This window comes from Novipirellula caenicola (genome assembly GCF_039545035.1).
Taxonomy (GTDB): Bacteria; Planctomycetota; Planctomycetia; order Pirellulales; family Pirellulaceae; genus Novipirellula; species Novipirellula caenicola.
Genome location: NZ_BAABRO010000019.1, coordinates 69,217 through 91,827 on the forward strand (window position 1 = coordinate 69,217; position 22,611 = coordinate 91,827).

The window sequence follows — 22,611 nt, forward strand, 5'->3', positions numbered from 1 at the left end:
GGGGGGACGGAAAAATCCGTCCAACTCCACTACTGGTGTCGACCATTGACACCAGGCGTTCACACATCGAATTCGAGGAAGCCCGAAAGTGTCGCTTCCGGAGCCAATTTTGACAAGAGGAAGCGGGACGAATTGGGCTAGAAACGCGGAAAACAGGCCAAAATCACCCGCGTCTGCCGATCGCGGTGAGATTTCCGCCCCCCGGCGGCTTAGCGGTCGATCTCGTATTCGGTGATCTTGCGGTATGCGGTTGCCCGGCTGATCCCGAGCAGGGCCGCCGCCTCAGGAACGCTGCCGCCGGTACGCTCGAGCGCCTTGCGAATCAACCGACGCTCCCATTCGTCCAACCGGAGGGTGTCCAGCCGGCTCAATCCCGCGTCTCGCAACCCAAGATCGTCGGCTTCGATGGCCGGATCATCGGCCATCACCACCGCGCTGTCGATCACGTTTCGCAATTGACGCACGTTGCCGGGCCAGGCGTATTCCAGCAATCGCGTCCGTGCTTCGTCGCTGATCGCCAACAGGGGGCGACCGTGTTGGCGGCGAAAATGTTCCAAAAAGTGACCGACCAACAATTCGATATCGTCACCGCGATCACGCAGCGGCGGCACAAGCAGTTCGAACACGCTGAGTCGATAAAACAGGTCTTCTCGGAAACGTTTCTCGCGGACAAATTCGGCCAAGTCACGATTGGTCGCGGCGATCACCCGCACGTCCACCAACACCTCTTCGGTCGCACCGACTGGCAAAAACGGATGTCCCTCGAGGATTCGCAACAATTTCGCTTGGCCTTCGAGCGTCAACTCGCCCACTTCGTCCAAAAACAAAGTGCCGGTATGAGCTTGCTGGAACCAACCAATATGGTCGCTGTCGGCGCCGGTGAACGATCCTTTGCGATGACCAAACAATTGGCTTTCGATCAAATCGTGAGGAATCGCGGCACAGTTGACGGTCAACATCGGACGCCTGGATCGGCGGCTTGCCCGATGCACCGCGCGGGCCACCAACTCCTTTCCAACCCCGCTTTCTCCGCGAATCAGCACACTGCCGCTGGCGTTGCCCACGCGTTCGATCCGCTCTTTTAACTTTTGCATCACCGCGCTGGACCCGACCAATTCGTCCGAGTCCGCGTTTCGGTCGGCGATCCGCCGACGGTCCGCCCGCAGCGAATCCCGTTCGAACGCTTGGCTCAACCCGATCGACAACAAACGGGCGGCGGCAACCGTCAACTCAAATTGCGATTCACTAAATTTCGGTTCACGACGGTACAGCTGCAGCACCCCGACGTTGGTATCGTCGCTGCCGATCGGGGCGTAGATGATGTCGGACCACATTTGATCCTTGCCCGTCGATCCCATTTCGCTTGCGCCCGATTTTGCCGGGTCATTGATCCAAACCGCCTCTCCCTCTTTGACGATCCGTTTCAACAACGATTTTTCGATGGTCACCAAGTCGGCAGCATCGGCGGGCTCAACGCGTCGCGGTTTCAAGCGTCCGTCACCCGAATCAAATGACAATCCGACCACATCCGCATCGGTTCGATCGCGAAGCAATTCAATCAGCGTGCTGATCACCTCGTCGGGACTTTCGCAACGCAGCAAACTGAGACTCAGCGAGTACAGATCCATCAAGTGGCCGGTCGCGGCAACCTTGGCGATTGGGTCCTCGTCTTCGCCGCTCCAGCGATGCTCGGTCTTGACCGATTCCCAGGCGATCGTCTGCGTCAGCGATGTTTCTTCGGTCGATTCCCCGGCGGGCTCGATCAACTCGAGTTCGGTGGCACCAATTTTGACCGTGTGGTGGTTTAGCATCCGAGCATGGTCGGTTTTCTGGTCGTTGACCAAAGTTCCATTGCGACTGCTGGTGTCGCGCAGATGCCAATTCCCGTCCTCAAAATAGATGACGGCATGGAAACGCGAACTGACGGGGTCCGTCAGCATGATTTCACAACTCTTCCCTCGTCCGATATGCATCGGCCGTTCCGGGTCGAGATTAAATTGCCGGCCTTTCTGAGGCCCGCTGCGCACCATCAAATATGCTGTCATCTGTCGCTTCTTGGCGTCATGAACACTCGATACCGTTCGAGCCGTCCAGCGGCTTCCCATCGGAAAGCAACAACCGGACCTTTATTCGTCTCATTTTAAGACATCGTAATATCACTGTGTCAAAAGAGATAGCAAAAGTAGCCGGAATATCCGAAACAAGCTCTTGCTGCGAAATCGCGAGTCGAGGACATCCGCTCTACGAAACCGCACTGTTTTCTGTCAACGGCATCTGATTGTTCTGTCAACGGCATCCGATTGGTAGACGCCGATGACAGTTTCAGCGGGCGTCAATGACGATTGATCAGCGATCCTCGCGCGACCGTCAAAACAGAACACGGAAGGCCAAAAAGGCATCGCTGTGAAGTATTTTTTCTTATCGCGTTTGAGCTAATTTAGCGTCGCGAACGTCGTGCGTGACTGTCGCTCGACGGATGCCTCTCGAAACGGTTGACGAGTTACGCTACTGAAAAATGCTTCGCGGCGTTGCCCTAAAAGGGCTCGGGCGGAGGCGAGATCAGTTTGTTTTCCTCAATCGCTTGCGACAGCGACTTTAGCGCGACGGGCAACGGTTGCGGATTGCGATCCAGTTTTTCCCACCACTGCGTCACGACATCGCCTGCGATCGCGGCATCGCTGAGACGCCACAATCGGGTTGCCGCCGAAATGGGCAGGGCGTTGCTGGGTACGAGATCCAGCTCCGCTGCAGCCCGCAGCACCAACGGCACCGAGCCGAACGCCCAAGCCGACGTCAACGATGCAGGACGCCCAAACGTGCTGTCGCCCGGTTTGGAGGTCAGCGATTTTTGCGTGATATGTTGTTCGATGGCCACTCGCGTGACCAACCACGCCACCCGCAACACCTCCGGCACACTGGGCAACGCATCGGTCAACATCGCCTCGATCCAAACGGCGGCGTTTTTGCCTTCGTCGCTGCCAGGTTCAAATCCGCCATCACCCCCACGAACCGGCTGGACGAACAAGCCATCGACGCTGGCGGGCCACCAATTTCCCGGAGGACTTTGCCCCCAAATCTGCTTGGCGACCTGGTTCAACAACCCGCGACCGACCGTGTCCCAGCGTTCTCGCAGCGGCCGCGAGCGTAGTTCGAGCTGATCGAGCAAACGAGGAAAGCGATTGCCGACCACGATTCGGCATTCATCCAATTGGCGAACGATCCCACGCGTGGTCTGATCGACCTGCAACTCACTACACCCTGAGGCGACCAGCGCGGTTTCGCAGGCCGCCCGCGTTTCATCACAGCCGATCGACTCGCGAACCAACCGGTTCCAAAAGCCGCGCATATCAATCGACGAAGAGAGCAAACGCTCGTTGATCGCGGTGGCGTACGGCACTAGCGCCTGCTCGAGCTTTTCGTCGGTACAGGTGGCCCCCACTGCAACCGAATAGGCTGCGTGAATCGTCGAAAGGGCGGTATCCGGTTTCCAACGAAGCCGTGGTGATGAAGCCAACGTCCCCTCCTAGCCTTCGGCGCTCAGATGATCCTGAATCCAACACTCGAGTTCCTCAAAATCCACTGGCGGATATTTCGAGAGATCCGGGCGCAACCGCTTGGCTTCGTGCAGATAAACGTGGTGGATTTCGGATTGCGGTTTGTCGGTATTCCAGTGCAGCATGACTCGGATGCAGCGTGGCAGCGAGCCTTCGACCGACACTTCGTAACCACACAGCAGCGGCACTTCGAGCCACCCGAGTTGGCGGGCGGCCAAGGCGGGAAACTCGGCCGTCAAATCCGAAGTGACCGTGAAGAAAGCGCTCGCGACGTCCGCCGATTCGATCTCGTTCTGACGGATCATCAACGCAAGTAATTGACGAGTCGCGGTGAGAATTTGATCACGATCATCTTTCTCAACGCTGGTCGCACCTCGCACACCACGGCAAACTGTCATCGCTAGAAGGTCTCTTCAATAAAAAACAAAATTAGACGGGCAATCGCCGTTCCCCACACCTCACCGCGTGCGGAGCCGCAATGGATCATCGGGCAAACACGACGCTAGCCCGACCTCGGATCACCGCTACTATAGAATAACTGGCCCATGACCGATAACTGGGTACAGTTCAGAATCGCGATTTGCCCCTGCTGTGGCAGCGGTGTCTGCGGCAAATCCGCACGGCCTGCAGTCAAAATGGGACGGAAAACGGAAGTTTCCTGGTCGCAAAATTTTCAGCCACCCTTCACTACGGAGTGACAATGACCGAACGCACTCGGCATCAAGAAAAGATTATCAAGAATTACTATGAAAATCGCGATTCGATCGGGCTGCAAAAGGCCCAAGAGGCGGTGACCGAACTGTACCTCAGCGAAGGCAAGAAGCGAGCCCAGGTATGGAAGCGGCTGACCAGCCATTTAGCCAAAATTGGCTTGAAAGAGGACCAGATCGCTAAATTGCAGGAAGACGACAACCCTGAGCAGCTCGCCAAATTGCTCGAAAAATACGTCTAGCAATTCGTCACCGGCAAACACGCTGGCGTCGCGGATCGTGTCAAACCGCGACGGCTGCCCCCAGGCTCGAATGTCCCCTGGCTTGAAATTCCTGGGCTTGAAATACGCGAGCTCAAGCTACACGGGATCGAAATTGTTCGCTCAGGCTCGGCTTCTTCCCCCCATTCACGAATGACAAGCGTTGCTGACTTCGTGAATCGCGGGAGGGGGTGCTGATTGAATTAGCCGTTTTGGGCCAACCCGGTGGAGCATTTTCAGGCGACCAAATTACGGTGTTGGCGTTTTATAGGCGACGCTCGCCAAAGCGTGGTTGGTTGCCACGCAGATGCGAGACACCACCTTCTGGCGAAGGCAGCTACAGGAGATGCGTCGCCATTCGGTTTCGGCCATCGCCGCGGTCTTGCCGCCACCCAACCGGGGAAAACGCCCCATGCCATCGATTTTGGCACTAAACAGGTGGCTTTTGTAGCGGTGCGGCGCGAGCCGCCCGGTCTAGATCGAACGTTTTTTCACGCCGCAACCGGACGGTTCGCGCCGTACCGCTACCCAAAGTAGACGGCAACGGGCGAATGGCCCTTGCCGTCTTGAACGATCCCTGACCGGCTAGGCCAAAGGATCGGCAGTTGCTTCGGGGCGTTGGAGTCCCGCTTACGGGATTAACCAGAACGCTCCGGTCATCGCAGCGGCTTGTGTCAAACCGCCTCGTAAACTGATCGGCACCGGAGGTTTGATCCACGGAGCACAGTTGCCGGGGCGATAGTAACCCAGGGCGTATTGGCATTCGTTCGGAGCGTGCACTCCCATCTTGTAAGGCAACACCGCGATATTGACAAAGAAGTGGGCGGACGAAACAACCGGTTGCCACAGTGGACCACGGGTATGCCCGTAGCGTTCGAGGTTAACATCCTCAAAGTACAATGGCTTGTGACACAAATTGGATGCCTTCCACGTCATCGTGGTGTTCTGCCATGAACGCTCGGTGTAGGCAACCTGCTGGATCAAACACTCCTTGGGCAACCCCCAATTCTCGGAGATGTAGGCCAAGTCGGCTTCGCTGAGTCGATTGATCGAAAGTTCTTCGGTCGTGCCATGGGCAGTCTGAATCACTGCTTTTTCGTAAGCCAAGTCGACCAAGCGTCCCGAGGCGAGGGGACGTCCGTCGATCGTTCGCCATTGGCGGTCGCTCTGACTTTCGTCGAACTTGGTCTTCAGTTTTTGGTATTCCGTTTCGCTGATCACGTCCGGCCGAAACGGCGGGCTGATGTCCAACGACAACTTATCGATCGTTTGCGATGCAATGCGTTGACGGAAATCTTCGCACGAGATCCCTGCGGTTTGTTTCAAATCGTCCACTCCATCGAATCGGCCGACACCATCGTCGTCGCGTCCGGAGCGTTGATCCAAGCGATCACGTTCGCGTTCGCTCGCGGCTGATCGTCCGCCATCGGGATTGCCAAAGGGGTTCTCGAAACGATCCTTTTGATCCGAGGGTGACTCGGGACTGTCGTCGCCACGATCGTGTGGACTTGGCAGCGGTTGGATACTGCCTTCTTCTTTCAAGAAATCGCCGAGCGAGCGACCATCTTGCGCCGGCTTGGATTGCCGTGGGCTGGTGCGTTCGCCTTGAGGGCTGGGCAGCAACTCGAGTTTCGATTGTGGGTCGGGCTTGGTTCCCGGTGCAGGCAGCGATCGCGAGCGAGGCATCGCACCGGATCCATCACGCAATTGGTTGGTCGAACGAGGATTGGCTTGCGACGGCGGTGCGAATCCAGGATTACGCGGCGCCGCTTGACGCCCCTGGGTTGTCCCTTCACCAAACGGATTTTCAAAGAAGTCCGTCTTCGGCCGCGCCGCTTGACGAAGCTGACCCGACGATTCAGCTGGCAACGAAAACCCGCCGCCTTGCTGAGGCGCGGTCAACCATGTGGTTCGTTCGACGGGTTCCGATTCGGCTGCGGGATCGGCATTGACCGCACGCAGTTCTGGAGCGGATTGAGCTTGCTGCAGCGGATTTGCCGGTTGGCTTTGAACGGCCGATACCGGGCGAACCATCATCGTCGAAGCCCCAGCGTCAACCGCCTGTTGGCTAACCGCATGAGTGGCAACCGCTTGCGAATGCGCCGCTTGTTGCTGCGGCACACCTCCACTGGCAACCACCGTGGCCGCAGGTGGCGGAACCGGGACGGCGGCAGGAGCAGTCGCCGCGGACGCGACGTTCTTTGCCATTGGCAAATCGTCTGCAAACGGATCTTTGCCCGCGAAATGGCGATCCACGGCATCGCTTGGCTGCGGAGCCGGCTGCGGTTTGCGGCCCCATTTCAGATTCCAACCGTCGTGCGTTGGATTATGAGCGGTGGCCGGAGCGGCCGAAGGGACGGTTCCCATTTTGGGAACCGGACGAAGATTGCCATAGCCGGTGGGCGATTGGGCGAGTGCCGCTGTGGTATCCCAAGCGGCGAGCGTCCCGGCACTGGCAATTAAGATTGCCAGACTAGTTCGTTTCGCCTGATGAAACATCAGGGCTGTAATTTGGCGCTTCCTGGGTGATCGCAATGTCATGCGGGTGGTTCTCCCTAACCGTTGCTGCGGAGACGCGAATGAATCTCGCATCGTGCCGCAACTCATCAATCGTCCGTGTTCCGACGTATCCCATCCCCGCTCGCAATCCGCCGACCAATTGGTAGACGTAATCGCTAAGAGGACCCTTGAACGGCACGCGGCCTTCGACGCCTTCGGGGACAAGCTTGCCCGCCTCAGCACCTTTTTGCCGATACCGATCGCTACTTCCTTTGACCATCGCGCCCATCGATCCCATCCCCCGGTACGACTTGAACGTACGACCTTGGTACAGAATCATCTTGCCCGGACTCTCGGTCAGGCCTGCGAACAGACTTCCGATCATCACGGTGCTCGCGCCGGCCGCGATTGCCTTCGTAATATCACCGCTGAAGCGAATGCCGCCGTCAGCGATGATAGGTATGTTTCTCTCTTCGGCGATTTTGACTGCGTCCAAAATCGCTGTGATCTGAGGGACCCCGACACCACTGATGACTCGCGTCGTACAGATCGAACCTGGGCCGATGCCGACTTTCACCGCATCTGCCCCCGCTTCGATCAAATCACGAGTCGCTTCAGGGGTGGCCACATTCCCGGCCACAATATCGATGTCCCAATCACGTTGACTCTTAATTTCTCGGACGGTTTCAATCACGTTCTGACTGTGCCCGTGAGCCGAATCGACTACTAGCAAATCAACGCCTTGTCGAATCAAACTCTCGGCTCGATCAAAATCACCGACTCCGATCGCCGCTCCGACCCGCAATCTGCCGAGCGGATCTTTGCAAGCACGCGGATATCGCTTCATCATGTCGATGTCACGAATCGTTATTAACCCCGTCAGTCTTCTATCTTCGTCAACCAGGAGAAGTTTCTCGACTCTTTTTGCCGTTAAAATTCGCTCAGCTTCCTCAAGCGTTACATTCCCTACAGCCGTCACTAAGTTCTCATGTGTCATAACTTCCGAAACGGGGAGGTTTGGGTCCTCTAGGAATCGCAGGTCGCGTCGCGTCAAAATGCCAGCAAGCTTGCGATCGGCGTAAACGATCGGGATTCCCGAGACGTTGGCCTGGTCCATCAATTCCGCAGCCCGGCTGACCCTTTCCTCGGGGGGCAAGGTCACAGGATCGACAATGATGCCATTGGCCGAGCGTTTCACCTTCAGCACTTGTTGTGTCTGGCTACGGGGCGACAGATTTTTGTGAATGATCCCCATCCCGCCTTCTTTGGCGAGTGCGATCGCCATCTCGGCTTCGGTAACCGTATCCATCGGCGATGAAATGAGCGGGATCTGTAACTTGATCCGGTCGGTCAGCCGGCTCGTGACATCCACTTCGCTGGGCACCACCTCGCTGTAGCGGGGCAGCAAGAGGACGTCGTCGAAGGTAACGCCGAGTTTGCCAATTTTGTCTTCCGTCATCTTTATTACCGATTACCTAGAGCGTTCAGGCAGGGCATGCGACCTGTTGGGGAAAACTCCTGATTATGCCGCACCAAGCGGATTTGGTGTAGGGCCTGATAAATCGCTGACTCAGAACCTCGCAAACATCGCTACCGCGACGGCGATTCCGCCGGCAAAGTCCGCTAGCTCGCTATCAATTTTCGGTTTCACGACTTCTTACTTGCCACACGCTGCGGGATCAGTAAACTAAAACCGAGAAAACCCCTCCGCAGAACTATGATCCAGCGAGCCTTCAGATGTACCGTCCTCCATCTCCTTTCCTGCGCTCGTTCTCCTGCTCGACGACCATACTTTTTCTGCTGGGTTTGGGACTTGCGACGATCGGTTACGCACAGCCGCCCGAGAACGCCCCGGCCATTCGCCAATGGAAATCGGCTGCTGGAACCGTCGTCGAGGCAGAGCTGGTTAGCCAGAATGACGAGACGGTGGAGCTGTTAATCAAGGGGCAAAAGATGGTTCGAAACATCCCCATTGCCCAATTGAGCGAGGCGGACCAGAAGTATCTCGCGATCCGCTGGTTTAACCTCCAAGACCGACGGCAATTCGAATTGGTCAAGGACCATCTGCGAACGGTGGCCGAGCGTCCTCAAACCGTCAGCCGGTTGCTGATCGAAATCCACAACGAAATCAAAGAGAGCCCCTACGCCGGATTGTGGGCTGCGGTCACGCTTAGCTGTGGCAGCAACGAACATTCACGGGCCGCGGTGCTTCTAGAGGACACGCTCCGCCGCATCGAAAAGCAGCAGGAGGCTGATCCGTCGCGGCATCGCATGACGTTTTGTTCGGCGAACAACAATTTGGCCATCTGTTTGATCAAAGGACGCAAAGGGGATTCAGCGGCGACACGCATGGTGCGAGCGATCGAGTCGGTTGAACGAATGCCACCGATCGTTCAATCCAACGCCGAACTGTTACATGAGTTGACGACCAACACCGACAGCTTCATCACGTTTTCACCAAGCACACGGCAACGGTTGATGAGAACGGTGGCGTTATCGAACAACGCTGGTAGCGGCACAAAATTGGAAGCAGGGTGGCATTACACGCTTGATTTTGACGTTCCGTCGGAATCCGATGCCAACATCAAAATCGACGGCATCGATGCGCCGCGGCCGGATCTGCAACTGCTTGCAACCGGGACTGGATTTGTGGTGGCTCCGGGAATCGTGTTGACCGCACGCCCCGTCGTGGAAACGACGAACTACCACGGGCCCAAACTGATCACGGTGATTGTCGACCCGGCGTCTTCGGCACGCCGCAGCGAGCTTGTGCGGGATCTGCTGATCTCATCGACGCGATCGGTAGCGGTTTCGTCATCGGTGGGCACGGGTTTTGGAAGCGGCAACGTGGTGTGGACCCATTATTCCTATGTACGTCCTCAGAACGGTCAAATGGGAGCCGAGATCGCGGCGCTACGGGTACCGAACCTAAAGCTTTCCCCGGTGGAAGTCGCGTTGGATGATCCCACCAAACGAACGCCGATACGCATCCTTGGTTTTTCACGTGGTCAAGCGGCATTGCAGCGAGGGCTGCAAACGCAAGCGGGCGAGGTCCTGCAGTCACAAGCGATTCGCGGCAGTGTCTCGGCGTTAGGTTCCTCGGGCAGCGGAGTGACGCTACAAACGTCTGCCCGCGTCATGGGTGGAAATCGCGGCGGCCCGGTATTGGATGCTGAAAACCGCGTCGTCGGGATCGCCTACGACACGCCTGTTTCGGGAAGCGACGCAAAAGGTTTCTTCTTTGGCTCAGGCGAATTTCGTCGTTGGTTCTACGAAAACGTGCAAACCGCTTCGCTTACTGACGTGGAGTCGAGTCACACGGCGGCACAGCGGCTGAACACGGTCGAAAAAAGCTCGGTTGCCGTTTATTGCTGGGGGCTAAAACAGAAATCAACCTCTCAGTTGTTCAGCGAGGTCGCTGACAGCAGCCGTGACTCTGGCGGGTTGTACCTGCGAGACAATTGGTGTGTTGCCTGCGATGGCCGCGGATTCCTGGATTGCCCCGTGCGAACCTGTAACAAAGGCGTGGTTGCCGGGCGAGAAACAGTCGTCAAAGGCGTAAACCCATTGACCGGACGCCCGATTCGCGCCCAACAGGTCACTCAAGAGCGCTGCTCGACCTGCAACGGCAAAGGGGGCAGAATATGTCCGCATTGCAAAGGCGGAAAGATCTAGGGTGGTTTTCTAGCTTGCCTCTGCCACTAGACACTGCCTGAGAACGCACCAGAGGCGGAAACTTGGTAGCGGAATTCGTGAAGAATTTCGAATTCCCAGTGGATTATTCCATGCTGCCGAAAGTCTTGACGACTTCCGCTACGTTTTTCAGACAGAGCCTAGCACGCCCCGGCCAATTGATTTGCGAACCACGTCGCAAGCGTGATCACCATCGCATTGGGATTGCCCACCGTCATCTCGGGAAACACCGAAGCATCGACGATCGACAACCGGCGAGTGCCGATCACCGACAAGTCCGCGTCGACGACGCGTCCGAGCCCGCAGGTTCCGACGGGATGATACAGCGTTTGGGCGTAACGCGAGATCGATTTGGCAATCGTCTGGTCGCTGTCCCGTTTCGCTCCCGGCACCATTTCGGGCCCAATCCAATTCTGTAGCGGCGACTGCGCCGCGATCGAACGAGCCAATTTCACGCCCGCGATCGTCGTTTCGACGTCGGCGGGATCCGTCAAATAACGAAGATCAATCCGAGGCGGTTCGCTTGCATCGAGCGACCGAATCGCAAGCTGCCCACGCGATTTCGGTTTGGTCGGATTGACGGCGATCGTCATTGCCGCCGGCGCACCGGGCTGCGGAAAACGAAGGTAATGTGTCGGCGTCACATGAATCTGAAGCGTGTCGCTGGCAAACAAGCCCCCGGCTTCGGCAATATTCGACGCGAGCGGCCCGCGGCCGAGAGCGTCAAATCGCACGAGATCTCGCGGCGAGACGTTTAGATCAAAGCGAGCCGCAGCGCTAGTCGAAAAAACGACGGGCATCACCAAATGGTCTTGCAAATGCTGGCCGACCTCCGCTGCGTCCAGCCACGCTTGAGCACCGGCGTCTCGCAGCAAATCGCGAGGCCCAATGCCGCTTCGCATCAAGATCGCGGGACTAGCGATACTGCCGGCCGACAAAATAACTCGTTTGCCGGCAGCAATCTCGTCTCCGTTTGTCAACTTGACCCCAACCGCTTGGTCATCACGAAACAGGATACGATCGACGCTGGCCCGAATTGTCTGGACGCCGGACGAATCTGCAATCAGAGCAGCGGGGGACCAACGGCGTCCGTTGCGGTTCATCCTGCGGTATGCCACCGGAGTGCCAAACGGAGTCGCCGCTTGCAAAAACCGCTCGGCCGGTTCGCTGATCCAGCGGGCCGATTCGGGCTGCACCAATCGCTCGGCGGCTTGATAGGCGGACCGCAGCGACGCGGTTGACCAGCGATCATCCGCCGCGGCGGTGGAAAACATGTTGAAATCGTCGTCGGTTGGCGAAAACCAGATCATCGCATTGATCCGGCTGCTGCCGCCCACACCTCGGCCTCGGGGACAATTCAGCGAGCGGCCGGCGAGCGACTGCGACGCTTCGGTGGCGTAGTTCCAATCACTCGAAGTGCCCAGCAACTTCAACCAGCGAGCGGGCCGAGTGTGATCGATTTCGGTGGCGGCAACGATTTCGGGGTTCTCCGCCGCTCCCGGCTCGATCAGCGTGACCGAATAGCCGTATTGATGGTGCAATAGGTGGGCGAGAGTACATCCCGCCGAACCGGCACCGACAATCAGGATGTCAGGGGAAGACATGGAAGCAGCAGTGTCCAAATTTGGGGCAGTTGGCAATAGGCGATAAGTCGTTTGTTGATTAGGATTTCCGGGAACCATTCCATTCCGTCCCTATCCAATGCTCAATTCTGCTATGAATGCGTCCGCAAAATCGAATGCCGTGCACCGCTTCGTTGGAATTCCGACCGCTCCGCCCGACTCCATTTTGGGGCTGACCGAAGCGTTTTTGGCGGACAAGAATCCTAGCAAGATGAACCTCAGCGTTGGAGTCTACAAGGACGCCTCGGGGCAAACGCCGATTTTAAAGTGCGTCAAGGAAGCCGAGCGACGGTTGATCGAGAACGAGGCGACCAAGGGCTACCTGTCGATTGATGGATTGCCGGATTACCGCGAACAAGTTCGCTCGCTTGTCTTTGGTGACTCCGTCGATGCCGGCCGCATCGCCATCCTGCAGACTCCCGGCGGAACGGGAGCGCTTCGAGTCGCCGCCGATTTTATCGTCGCTCAACTTTCGCCGGCACGAATCTGGATGCCCTCCCCAACCTGGGCCAACCATCCGGCTATCTTTGCCGCAGCGGGACTGCCAAGCGAAACGTACCGCTACCTCGGCAGCGATCGCACCTCGTTTGATTTGGCGGGGATGCTCGACGATTTAAGTGAAAAGACCAAACCGGGCGACGCCGTGTTGCTACATGCATGCTGCCACAACCCTACGGGCGTCGACCCCACTCCCGAGGACTGGAAGGCGATTGCCAAAACGGTGGCCGAGCGGCAACTAATTCCGCTGATCGATTTCGCCTACCAAGGTTTTGGTGAAGGCATCGAGCAAGACAAGGTGGGATTGAACACGATCTTGGACGCGGTCGACGAAGCGATCGTTTGCAATTCATTCAGCAAGAATTTTGGCTTGTACAGCGAGCGTGTTGGATCGGTTTGCCTCGTTGCGGCCGATAACGAAACGATGAAGGCGGCCCAAAGCCAGCTGAAGACCATCGTCCGCACCAACTACAGCAACCCACCGCGTCACGGTGGAGCCATTGTTGCCACGGTGTTACAAGACGCCGAATTGACCAAGCTTTGGCAACAAGAAGTGGACGAGATGCGTCAGCGGATCGATTCGTTGCGTCAACAGTTCGTTGAAACAATGAAAAACACCGGCTCAGGCCACGATTTCTCGTTCTTGCTCAAGCAAAAAGGGATGTTCTCCTTTAGCGGGCTGACGCCGATGCAAGTTGATGAACTCAAGAGCAAGCATGGCATCTATATCGTTGGCAGCGGCCGGATCAACGTCGCTGGGATGAGCGAAGACAAGATGGATTCGCTGTGCCAATCGGTTGCATCGGTTCTGTAAATCGCCGATCGACTGCGAACCAAACGCGCGCCAAGACCGTTAGCGGCCCCCAGACGGGGGCCGTTAACATTTGGGGATTCAGCGGCACGCACTTGAGCGGAAAATCGCGTGATTCATTGTGGTTGCGACGGTGATCAAGTAGCACCGTTCTCGCGGAACCCCCGCCGCTAGGCCTGTCGCACACACCCCGCGGCAAAAATGCTTCAAGGATGGAAGCCATTGAGGGCGATACCACGGTGGATTGTTCTTCAACCGGCATCGTGATGTTGCTATGGTGCGCACTTCCCCCACCGCACCGGACACCGAGGATGGACTGAATCAATCAGCCTCTGCCGCTGTGGGGTGGTACATGATCCGCCACATACCTCAACCTCACGCACTCTACAAGCCTGTCCCCATTCTTTCATCGCTGCCGTTCGATTTCGGTTGCATTGGGAAAGAGTTGAAAAAATGGCCGCGTTCGCTGTGTTGACACTCCATCAAGCACAGTCGGATTGCTTACCCTATGCACTCGATTCCTCTCGCTGACATCACCTCGACGCCACAGACCGGGCAATGACGCCTGAAACAATAATGAAATGACGGATCACTCGGCACCCTCATCGACCGCGGCCAGACCATCCGCGTCTGTCCTGCATTACCAAGATTCGCTTTTGCTTTCTTGTGTACAGGACGCTGCCATTGTGACCGACGTGGCCGGGATGGTTAGCTATTGGAACGAGGGTGCGACCCGATTGTTCGGATGGACGGCAGAAGAGATGGTGGGGCGACCGTTGCTGCATCGTTTTCCGGCAGCCGAACGCGAGTCGATGGGGAAACAAATTCAGTCGATTTTGGCGGGTGAGAATTGGACAGGTGACTTTCTCGATTGGCGCAAAGATGGCACTCGTGTTTGGATCGACGCTCGAGTCACGCGGGTTACCGACAACGACGATCATGTGCTTGGGATCCTCGGCATCTGGCGTGACATCAGCGCACGCAAGGCCTCCGAAGCTGCTGTTGAAGCGAGCGAACGACGCTATCGCGATCTGGTTGAATCTTCACACGATTTGATCTGGACGATCGACGCCGACAGCCGGATCACCTACATCAACCAATCCGCCAAAGCCATCTACGGATGGGACTCGCATGAATTGCTTGGCAAATCGTTCCTTGAGTTCATCACACCGGAAAGTTTTGAAGAGACGCTGCAAACGTTCATGACGCTGCTGGAAACCGGGACCGAGCAGCTGGATTACCAGTGCGGCGTGTTCCGCAAAGATGGCAGCGTGGTGACGCTCAGCACCAACGTCCGCGCCCAACGCAACCACGCGGGAGAGTTGATCGGGCTATCGGGCATCTCTCGTGACTTGACACAGCTGATCCGTGCGACCAACGAACTTCAAGAACGCCAAGTCCTACTGTCCAATGCGGAACGCATCGCCAACATGGGCAGCTGGGACATCGATTTGCGTGTCGGAAAGTTCCATGGGTCCGACCATACGTTCGAGATCTTTGGTATTCAAGCGGATCAATGCGATGGCTCGCTTGATGGTTTGATGGCCCATGTTCACCCCGACGATCGCAGTCACGTACTCGATTCGCTCTCGCAAGCCGATCCTTTGCAACCCTATGTCGAGCAAGAGTTTCGGATTCGCTACCCCGGAGGTGAAATTCGCAAGGTTCGCGAGCGTGGCGAGGTGGTGCTGGACGAATCGGGCCAAGCGATACGTCGGCTCGGGATGGTCCAAGACATCACCGAGCAAGAGGAGATCGAGCAAGACCTACGCAACAGCCGCGAGCAACAGCGTCGTCTGATCGAACAGCTCGAAAAAGAAAAGCAGCGACTCTCGGAAGCTCAAGCGGTAGCCAAGATCGGCAGCTGGGAAACCGACCTACGAACGATGACGGTATTTTGGTCTGACGAGACCTATCGCATTTTCGAGAAAGCCCCAGAGTCATTTTCGCCGACGCACGAAGACTTTCTTAAATTGGTGCATCCGGCTGACCGCAAACGAGTCAACGAGGCCCTGATTCAATCATTTGACGTCGATTCGACATGCAGGGTTGAACACCGAATCGTGCTCGCCGACGGCAGCATCAAGTGGGTCGAGGAATCGTGGCAAGCTTTCAATGACGAAGATGGAACTCCGGTCAATGCCATTGGAACGTGCCGCGACATCTCCGAGAGCAAACAAACCCAAGCCCAACTGGCCAACCACACTCGCCGGCTCGAAGCGACCGCGTCGGTTGCCGGAGCGTTCCTTGAAAAGATGCCGCTAAGCGAGGCGATGCAGACATGCGCCCGCGCGATCATCGAACACCTTGATGCCTCGCTAGTACGAGTTTGGACCCAAAACCCTGGGCAAAAGAAACTGTTTTTGCAGGCCCAATCCGCGGACAACGGACTCACCTCTGAAACGATCGCCCAACTTCATCCCGCTGAACATCCGGTCAAATCGATTGCGGATTCACGAACACCTGTTGTGACACAGGTCGCGATGAATTCGCACAGCGAGGCTCAAGACAACACATCACCGCATCGGTCGACGGCCACCGTCATCGGGCATCCGCTGCTGGTCGAAGACCGTTGCCTCGGCGTTCTCGAGATCTTCTTTCCTGGCAAGCTGAGCCACGAACTCGAAACCAGCATTGCGATTTTGGCCAATACGATCGCAGTCAACCTGGATCGCTACCGCGCCGAGGAAAACCTGCGACGGCTGAACGAAGAACTTGAATCACGCGTTCAGCGGCGAACCGAAAAGCTGATCGAAAGCAATCGCCGTTTGAAAACGTTGTTGACCAACATTCAAGGCATGGCATACCGCTGCCGCGATGACGCCGATTGGACAATGGAATTTGTCAGCGAAGGGTGTCGCGACCTGTTCGAGATTGCACCCGAGCAATTGATCGACGGCGACTATATTTACGCCAGCCTGATTCATCCGGATGATCTGCCGCAAGTCGTCGAAGTTTTTGACACCGGGCTGCGATCGCATCGTCCGATTGAACATGAATATCGCGTTCGCACCCCCGCAGGCCAACTGAAATGGGTGTGGGAACAAGCTCGCGGTGTCTACAACGACCAAGGCGAAGTCGAAGCAATCGAAGGGCTGATCTCGGACATTACCGATCGCAAACTTCGCGAACTCCGAGAGAATCACCAAAGCCAACTGTTGAGCATGTTGGCGGCGGATCGGCCGCTGGATGATTGTTTGGACAAGATTGTCTCGAGCGTGGTTGCCGAAGACCCCGCGTTGATGTGCAATTTGATGCTTGCGGACAACACGCAGGCCCATTTACTCAATCGGGCGGCGAGAAATTTGCCGAGCGAGTACCTTGGCAAGATCGAAACCTCTTGCTTCAACGCGGATACCACGCCGTATTGCCGTGCCGCGAAAACCAAGTCTCCGGTCATTGCCGATGATATCCACGGTGATTGGCTTGATCCCGCATGGTCCGATCGAGCTCAACAAGCAGGAATTCGTTCGTGTTGGTCGATGCCCATCCTGAGTGTCCACAACGAACTTTTGGGCACCTTGAACGTTTATACCGATCAGTCACGAAAACCGAATACCATTGAACAGGAACGACTCGAATGGGGCACCGAGTTAGCTCGGTTGGCAGTCGAACACACGCGGGCGAAACAGGCACTCGTCGATAGCGAATCGTTTAATCGACTAACCCTGGATGCATTGTCCGCCCATATCGCAGTGATCAATTCAGACGGAGTCATTGTCGCGACCAATCAAGCGTGGAAAGAATTTGCGACGCAGTCTCAAGCTGATCCGCGAAACGTGTGTGAAGGCAAAAACTATCTTGACGTCTGCGAAGCGGCCATCGCGGCAGGAAATCAAGACGCCAAGAATGTCGCTGAAGCACTGCGTCAAATCAAAGCGGGAACACGAGAATCCTCGTGCCTCGAGTACTCTTGCCACGCGGCCGACAAGCGACGTTGGTTTCAGCTTCGTATGCGACGCATCGATGTCAATGGCGAAGTGCATATCTTGATGGCGCATGAAAACATCACCACCATCAAGCAATCCGAAGCGGCACTGCGAAAAGCCATCGTTCACGCAGAACAAGCGAATCGAGCCAAAAGCGATTTCTTGGCGACGATGAGTCACGAATTGCGGACGCCGCTAAACGGCATCTTGGGGATGAACGAACTGCTGCGGACAACTGCGTTGACCCATCGGCAACAACAATTTGTCGAAGCGGGACAGAAGAGCGGGCGGTTGTTGTTGGCGTTAATCAATGACATCCTCGATCTCTCGAAGATCGAAGCAGGCAAACTCGAATTGGAACCACGCGAGTGCAACTTGGCTAAGGTGGCTCAAGACATCGTTGCGGCCAATGCACTGCTGGTCGCCGAGAAAGGCTTGAAACTGGAATGCTACTTGGCTCCCGAACTGCATGCGGTGGTCCGCTGTGACGATCACCGGTTATGCCAAATCCTGGGCAATCTGCTCGGCAACGCACTGAAATTCACCACTCATGGGCGAATTAGCTTGCGGGGCGAACAGATTTCGTGCACCGAGAACACCGCTCGCATTCGGATGTCGGTCACCGACACCGGATTGGGGATCCCCGAGGACCGCAAGGATCGACTGTTTAAAGCGTTTTCGCAAATCGACAGTTCGACCACCCGTCAATTCGGAGGCACGGGACTCGGGCTATCGATCTGCATGCAATTGGTTCACTTGATGGGAGGCGAGATTGGGGTCACGAGCAAGCAAGGCCAAGGGTCGACGTTCTGGTTTGAGATTCCCGTTGAGATCGTCAAAGGAAACCGCAACCTACCCACCGCCTCTGCTACCACGACCGCAGCAATCCCAGTTCACCGTCGCTCCGATGCATTCGCGGCACACATTTTGGTCGCCGAAGACAATCCGACGAACCAATTCTATATCAGCGAGCTGCTAAAACACTTCGGTTGCACCTGTGAAGTGGTTACCAATGGCGAGGAAGTGCTCGACGCAATCGGGGGCAACCATTACGACCTCGTCTTGATGGACTGCCAAATGCCGAAAATGGATGGTTTTTCTGCGACACGTGAAATTCGAAAACGCGAACAAGCCGGCGTGCTCGCAGGAAAGCGACAGATTGTCGCGTTGACCGCCAACTCGCTGTCCGGCGATCGCGAACGATGTCTGGATGCCGGAATGGACGACTACATCAGCAAACCGGTGCAAATCGATCAGTTGCAAACCTTGGTCCAAGCGTGCTTGGCCCCCCCCTCCAAATCAACGCTGTAAACCTTTCGTAGCGGAATTTGTGAGCGGCTTATTGAATTCATGAGCCAATCGCACTGGACGAGGTAATTTGTGATGGTTGTCAAATTGATTCTACGGAGTGCCTCACTCTGCGACGATCAATCTCGTTAGGAGGGGCACTCGGTCGCGTGCTTGAGATCACCGGTAGCGGCAATCTCCGACGCGACGCAAGGCAAATTCGTTGTAGATCACTCTAGGACTCGTCGCACGGATGCGGCGAAGGGGGGCTAAACGGCCCCTCGAATTTCCTTGATCGGCCGACTTTCGCGTGATGAACAAACGAACTGCCCGTCTTGCTCTTTTGATGGCCATTTTGGGTGGCCCGTTTGCCACAGCCGCTGACTTTAGCGTCAGCAATCACAGTGACTCCGGCGCCGGATCGCTGCGAGCGGCGATTGAAAGTTTGAATGCCGCCGGTGCTGGCACGCATTCGATCACGTTTGCCAATGGCTTGGATCCAATCGCACTCGCGTCGAACCTGCCGATGATCGTGGGGACCGATCAAACGATCACGATCAACGGCGCCGGCAACACGGTCTCGGGGCAAAACACCGCACGGTTGTTCTTTGTTGCTGATGGCGACGTCACGATCGAAAACATGACGCTCAAACAAGGGCTCGCCGACGGCGGTGACGGCGGCGTTGGAATGGGCGGTGGCGGTGGTGGCGCGGGGGCCGGCGGTGCGTTGTTCGTCAACTCCGGTGCCAACGTGGTCATCCGTGGTGTCACGCTTGACAGCAATGCTGCCAAAGGCGGTGACGGAGGAAATTCAAACACAAATGCTTCAGGTGGCGGCGGCGGTGGTGGTGGATACGCGGGAAACGGTGGGGTTTCAAGCGATCAAGGTGGTGGCGGTGGAGGAGGATTTGATGGCAATGGAGGTAGTGCAGCCGACCAAGGTGGTGGTGGCGGCGGTGGTGTCACAGGCAATGGAGGCGATGCAAGCGCTAACGCTGGGGGTGGTGGCGGTGGAATTGGTGACGGCGAATCCACTGCTGACAACACCGGTGGCGATGGCGATGGAGGCGCCGCAGGCGGCACAGCAAACAACAAGGGATCCGCAGGCAATCCCGGCGGTGGGGGAGGTGGCTTCTATGCGACTGGAGGAGACGGGGGTGTTTATGGCGGTGGCGGCGGATCCGGTGTATACGGCGTGGCTCCCGCCGGCAGCGGCGGTAGCTACGGTGGCGGCGGAGGTGGCGGCACCGAATCGCCAGGGGGAAATGGCGGTGAATTTGCTGGCGGTGGCGGTGCTGGTGTTGACGCAGACAACGCCGGCAACGGCGGTGACTTCGGCGGAGGCGGAGGAGGAGCCACTCCGGGCAGTGGCGGGTTTGGCGGCGGCGATGGAGGGGAGATCTTCACTGGCGGTGACGCCGGCGACGCGATGGGCGGTGCCATCTTTGCGCGGCAGGGCGGAAGCCTCTCGATCGTTGACAGCTCACTCAATGGCAGTAGCTTGACCGCCGGAACCGGGGGGACAGGTTCCCTTGGCAATGGCGCCAACGGCCAAACCATCGGGGTGGGGATGTACCTGCACACCGGGGTCACTGCAGGGATCGAAGTCAGCACCGGATCAAAGACTCTGGCCGACGAGATCGGCGGCACAGGATCGCTGCAGAAAACCGGAAGCGGCGAACTCATTCTCTCAGGCACAAACACTTACACCGGCACCACTTCGATCAACGCCGGACGATTGGCCGTCAACGGCTCACTCGCGGGGCACACCATTGTCGGCGCAAACGCTGAACTGGGTGGCAGCGGAACCATCCACGGTAATGTCGTCAACAACGGGACCTTTGCCGCCGGCAATTCGATCGGAAAGCTGACCGTCGGGGGCGATGCCACATTTAATTCCGGCAGCAGTACCGTGGTCGAAATCAAGCCGGCGGCCAGCCCCGTCGCCGGAGTCGATAACGACTTGATCGTCGCCGACACCGCCACCATCAACGGCGGCGATGTCTCGGTGCGAGGAGCCGCAGGGACCTACACCGAAGGAGCTACATATCTGTTCCTGGAAACACGGCATGGACTCAGCGGCACGTTCGATTCGATCCGCGATGACCTCGCCTTCTTTGATGCCGAGCTGGGCTACGATTCGTACTCGGCGTTCTTTACATTGGTCGACAGCAGCACCGATTTTGCCTCGGTGGGCGGCTCGGGCAATCGTCAATCCGTGGGAGCCTACATCGACCAAAACTCCAGCGGTGCCGGTGGTGACTTCAAGGTCGTACTCGATGCGTTTAGCATGCTCAGCACACCTCAAGTGCAGCGTGGACTGAGCCAACTAGGTGGTGATGTCTACGGCAGCCAGTCTCAAGTGACGATCCAAGGCACCAGCCAATTGATCGGCACGATCGGCGGCCAATTGCGTTCGGGGTTGTTCACCGGTGGTGGATCCAACAGCGGTGGCTTCGCCAGTGCCGCGTCGTCCCCAATTCCCGCGGCATCCACCGCATCTGGTTCCGGTGTCGCCTTGGTCAGTTATGTCGACGCATCCCAAACGCCTTGTGACGTGCTAATCGCGCCGACCTGCCATGCCGCCTATCACTGGCGTGGCTGGATGACCGGTTACGGACTGGGCGGATCCGCCGAATCCGATGGCAACGCCGCAGGAATCGATTACGGATTGGGGGGAACCACGTTTGGCATCGAGCGTGATCTCGGTGACAACGTTCGCCTTGGTTTCTTCGGCGGTTACGTCGGCTCGTCGGTCAGCGCGGATAACATCAACCAAACCGTCCGCAGCGACGGAGGCAATTTTGGCAGCTACCTGACTCACACCTCAGGTCGTCACTACGGAATCGCAATGGGCGGATTGCAGTTCGACGATTTTGACGCCGAACGCACGATCCAAGTCGGCGGATTGACTCGCAACGCAAGCGGCAACTCGGACGGATGGCAAGGATTCGCTTACGGCGAACGCGGCTTGAATCTGCAATTGACTCGTTCGCACACTTGGCAACCGTTCGCAGGGCTGCAATACGTTTACGCTCGTCAAAACGCATTTACCGAGACGGGTGCGGGGGCGATGAATTTGGCGATGGCGGGAATCGACTCGCATTCGCTTCGCAGCAACCTGGGCAGCCGACTGCAGTGGCAGCCATGGACATCGCGTCATGGCTGGGCGATCACACCGGAGATCCGTGGCAGCTGGCTGCACGAGTTCTTGGACACCACGTCGGTCGTCAACGCCCAATTCGCCGGCGTCGGCGGTGCAGGCTTTATTGCTAACGGGCTGGACCTCGGCCGCGACTGGGCAATCGTCGGTGGCGGCTTTGCGGCGCGTCCAAGTGACCGCTGGGAACTGCGAGCCGATTACAACACGCAGTTCAACGACCGCCAAGTCTTCCACGTCGGCTCGGGAACGCTCAGCTACGTTTGGTAGAGCCAAGACGCCGAGCAGGGCCGGTTCTCACCGGCCGTGGAGACTGGATCAATGCCACCGCCATTGGTATGAATCGGGTGGTTCTTGTCGCGGAGCGATGCGTTGGGTGAAGCGTAGGGGGGGATGGGCCGGTAGGTACCGAGACTGCTTCGCTACCGTGTGATTCGGCAGCCCCCGAGCGAAAAAAACTTGTTTTCACAAGGAATGACGGGCAAAAAATGTCTTGATGACAACGTTGCCAACTTTGCCCCAGCCATGGCGTAGTGCTTTGCAGCCGCCCTAAAGCGACGCGTCGATCGCGAGGATACGGCTCGAAAC

12 protein-coding genes are annotated in these 22,611 nt (G+C 57.3%); 5 read left to right on the forward strand and 7 right to left on the reverse strand.

The genetic code is table 11. The features are described 5' to 3' along the window. Window positions 1-209: 209 nt before the first annotated feature. The 3 genes from ABEA92_RS26005 to aroH form a co-directional block, all read right to left on the reverse strand. Complete coding sequence (locus ABEA92_RS26005; protein WP_345687805.1) at window positions 210-2,105, reverse strand: sigma 54-interacting transcriptional regulator; 1,896 nt, start codon at window positions 2,103-2,105, stop codon at window positions 210-212. Between the two features lie 428 nt (window positions 2,106-2,533). Next, window positions 2,534-3,514 (reverse strand): hypothetical protein, encoded by a 981-nt coding sequence (locus ABEA92_RS26010; protein WP_345687807.1) that lies wholly within the window; start codon window positions 3,512-3,514, stop codon window positions 2,534-2,536. Between the two features lie 9 nt (window positions 3,515-3,523). After that, window positions 3,524-3,952, reverse strand: coding sequence for a chorismate mutase (aroH, locus tag ABEA92_RS26015; RefSeq protein WP_040764999.1), 429 nt, complete (start codon window positions 3,950-3,952; stop codon window positions 3,524-3,526). Between the two features lie 302 nt (window positions 3,953-4,254). Between aroH and ABEA92_RS26020 the strand changes: the two genes are divergently transcribed. After that, a complete protein-coding gene (locus ABEA92_RS26020) occupies window positions 4,255-4,506 on the forward strand; it encodes a hypothetical protein (protein ID WP_040765004.1) in 252 nt (83 codons plus the stop codon). Window positions 4,507-4,773: 267 nt separating this feature from the next. Here the strand turns inward: ABEA92_RS26020 and ABEA92_RS26025 are convergent, their stop codons facing one another. The 3 genes from ABEA92_RS26025 to guaB form a co-directional block, all read right to left on the reverse strand. Beyond that, on the reverse strand, window positions 4,774-4,938 hold the full coding sequence (locus tag ABEA92_RS26025) for a hypothetical protein (RefSeq protein ID WP_345687810.1): 165 nt from the start codon (window positions 4,936-4,938) through the stop codon (window positions 4,774-4,776). A 216-nt stretch (window positions 4,939-5,154) separates the two neighbouring features. Beyond that, the gene (locus ABEA92_RS26030) at window positions 5,155-7,023 is read right to left on the reverse strand and encodes a hypothetical protein (protein ID WP_345687812.1); all 1,869 of its coding nucleotides are present in this window, start codon (window positions 7,021-7,023) and stop codon (window positions 5,155-5,157) included. After that, window positions 6,998-8,482 carry an IMP dehydrogenase gene (guaB, locus tag ABEA92_RS26035; protein WP_345687814.1) on the reverse strand — a complete coding sequence of 495 codons (1,485 nt, stop codon included), beginning with the start codon at window positions 8,480-8,482 and terminating at the stop codon, window positions 6,998-7,000. The genes ABEA92_RS26030 and guaB overlap by 26 nt, the downstream gene beginning before the upstream one ends. 347 nt (window positions 8,483-8,829) lie before the next feature. Between guaB and ABEA92_RS26040 the strand changes: the two genes are divergently transcribed. Continuing rightward, window positions 8,830-10,698, forward strand: a complete 1,869-nt coding sequence (locus ABEA92_RS26040; RefSeq protein ID WP_345687816.1) for a trypsin-like peptidase domain-containing protein — start codon at window positions 8,830-8,832, stop codon at window positions 10,696-10,698. 158 nt (window positions 10,699-10,856) lie between these two features. Here ABEA92_RS26040 and ABEA92_RS26045 read toward each other — a convergent pair whose 3' ends face one another. Beyond that, on the reverse strand, window positions 10,857-12,320 hold the full coding sequence (locus ABEA92_RS26045) for a GMC family oxidoreductase (RefSeq protein WP_345687818.1): 1,464 nt from the start codon (window positions 12,318-12,320) through the stop codon (window positions 10,857-10,859). 112 nt (window positions 12,321-12,432) lie between these two features. Between ABEA92_RS26045 and ABEA92_RS26050 the strand changes: the two genes are divergently transcribed. The 3 genes from ABEA92_RS26050 to ABEA92_RS26060 all read left to right on the forward strand — a co-directional run bounded on the left by ABEA92_RS26050 (window position 12,433) and on the right by ABEA92_RS26060 (window position 22,293). Continuing rightward, on the forward strand, window positions 12,433-13,650 hold the full coding sequence (locus tag ABEA92_RS26050) for an amino acid aminotransferase (protein WP_345687820.1): 1,218 nt from the start codon (window positions 12,433-12,435) through the stop codon (window positions 13,648-13,650). Window positions 13,651-14,228: 578 nt separating this feature from the next. Further along, a complete protein-coding gene (locus ABEA92_RS26055) occupies window positions 14,229-18,887 on the forward strand; it encodes a PAS domain S-box protein (protein ID WP_345687822.1) in 4,659 nt (1,552 codons plus the stop codon). Window positions 18,888-19,176: 289 nt separating this feature from the next. After that, window positions 19,177-22,293, forward strand: coding sequence for an autotransporter family protein (locus ABEA92_RS26060; RefSeq protein ID WP_345687824.1), 3,117 nt, complete (start codon window positions 19,177-19,179; stop codon window positions 22,291-22,293). Window positions 22,294-22,611 lie beyond the last annotated feature (318 nt).

Bases quoted from the DNA above. Each gene is read 5' to 3' on its own strand.
- aroH (WP_040764999.1), bottom strand. From the start codon at position 3,952: ATGACAGTTTGCCGTGGTGTGCGAGGTGCGACCAGCGTTGAGAAAGAT.
- ABEA92_RS26060 (WP_345687824.1), top strand. From the start codon at position 19,177: ATGAACAAACGAACTGCCCGTCTTGCTCTTTTGATGGCCATTTTGGGT.
- ABEA92_RS26055 (WP_345687822.1), top strand. From the start codon at position 14,229: ATGACGGATCACTCGGCACCCTCATCGACCGCGGCCAGACCATCCGCG.
- ABEA92_RS26045 (WP_345687818.1), bottom strand. From the start codon at position 12,320: ATGTCTTCCCCTGACATCCTGATTGTCGGTGCCGGTTCGGCGGGATGT.
- guaB (WP_345687814.1), bottom strand. From the start codon at position 8,482: ATGACGGAAGACAAAATTGGCAAACTCGGCGTTACCTTCGACGACGTC.
- ABEA92_RS26005 (WP_345687805.1), bottom strand. From the start codon at position 2,105: ATGGGAAGCCGCTGGACGGCTCGAACGGTATCGAGTGTTCATGACGCC.
- ABEA92_RS26050 (WP_345687820.1), top strand. From the start codon at position 12,433: ATGAATGCGTCCGCAAAATCGAATGCCGTGCACCGCTTCGTTGGAATT.
- ABEA92_RS26030 (WP_345687812.1), bottom strand. From the start codon at position 7,023: ATGTTTCATCAGGCGAAACGAACTAGTCTGGCAATCTTAATTGCCAGT.
- ABEA92_RS26020 (WP_040765004.1), top strand. From the start codon at position 4,255: ATGACCGAACGCACTCGGCATCAAGAAAAGATTATCAAGAATTACTAT.
- ABEA92_RS26025 (WP_345687810.1), bottom strand. From the start codon at position 4,938: ATGGGGCGTTTTCCCCGGTTGGGTGGCGGCAAGACCGCGGCGATGGCC.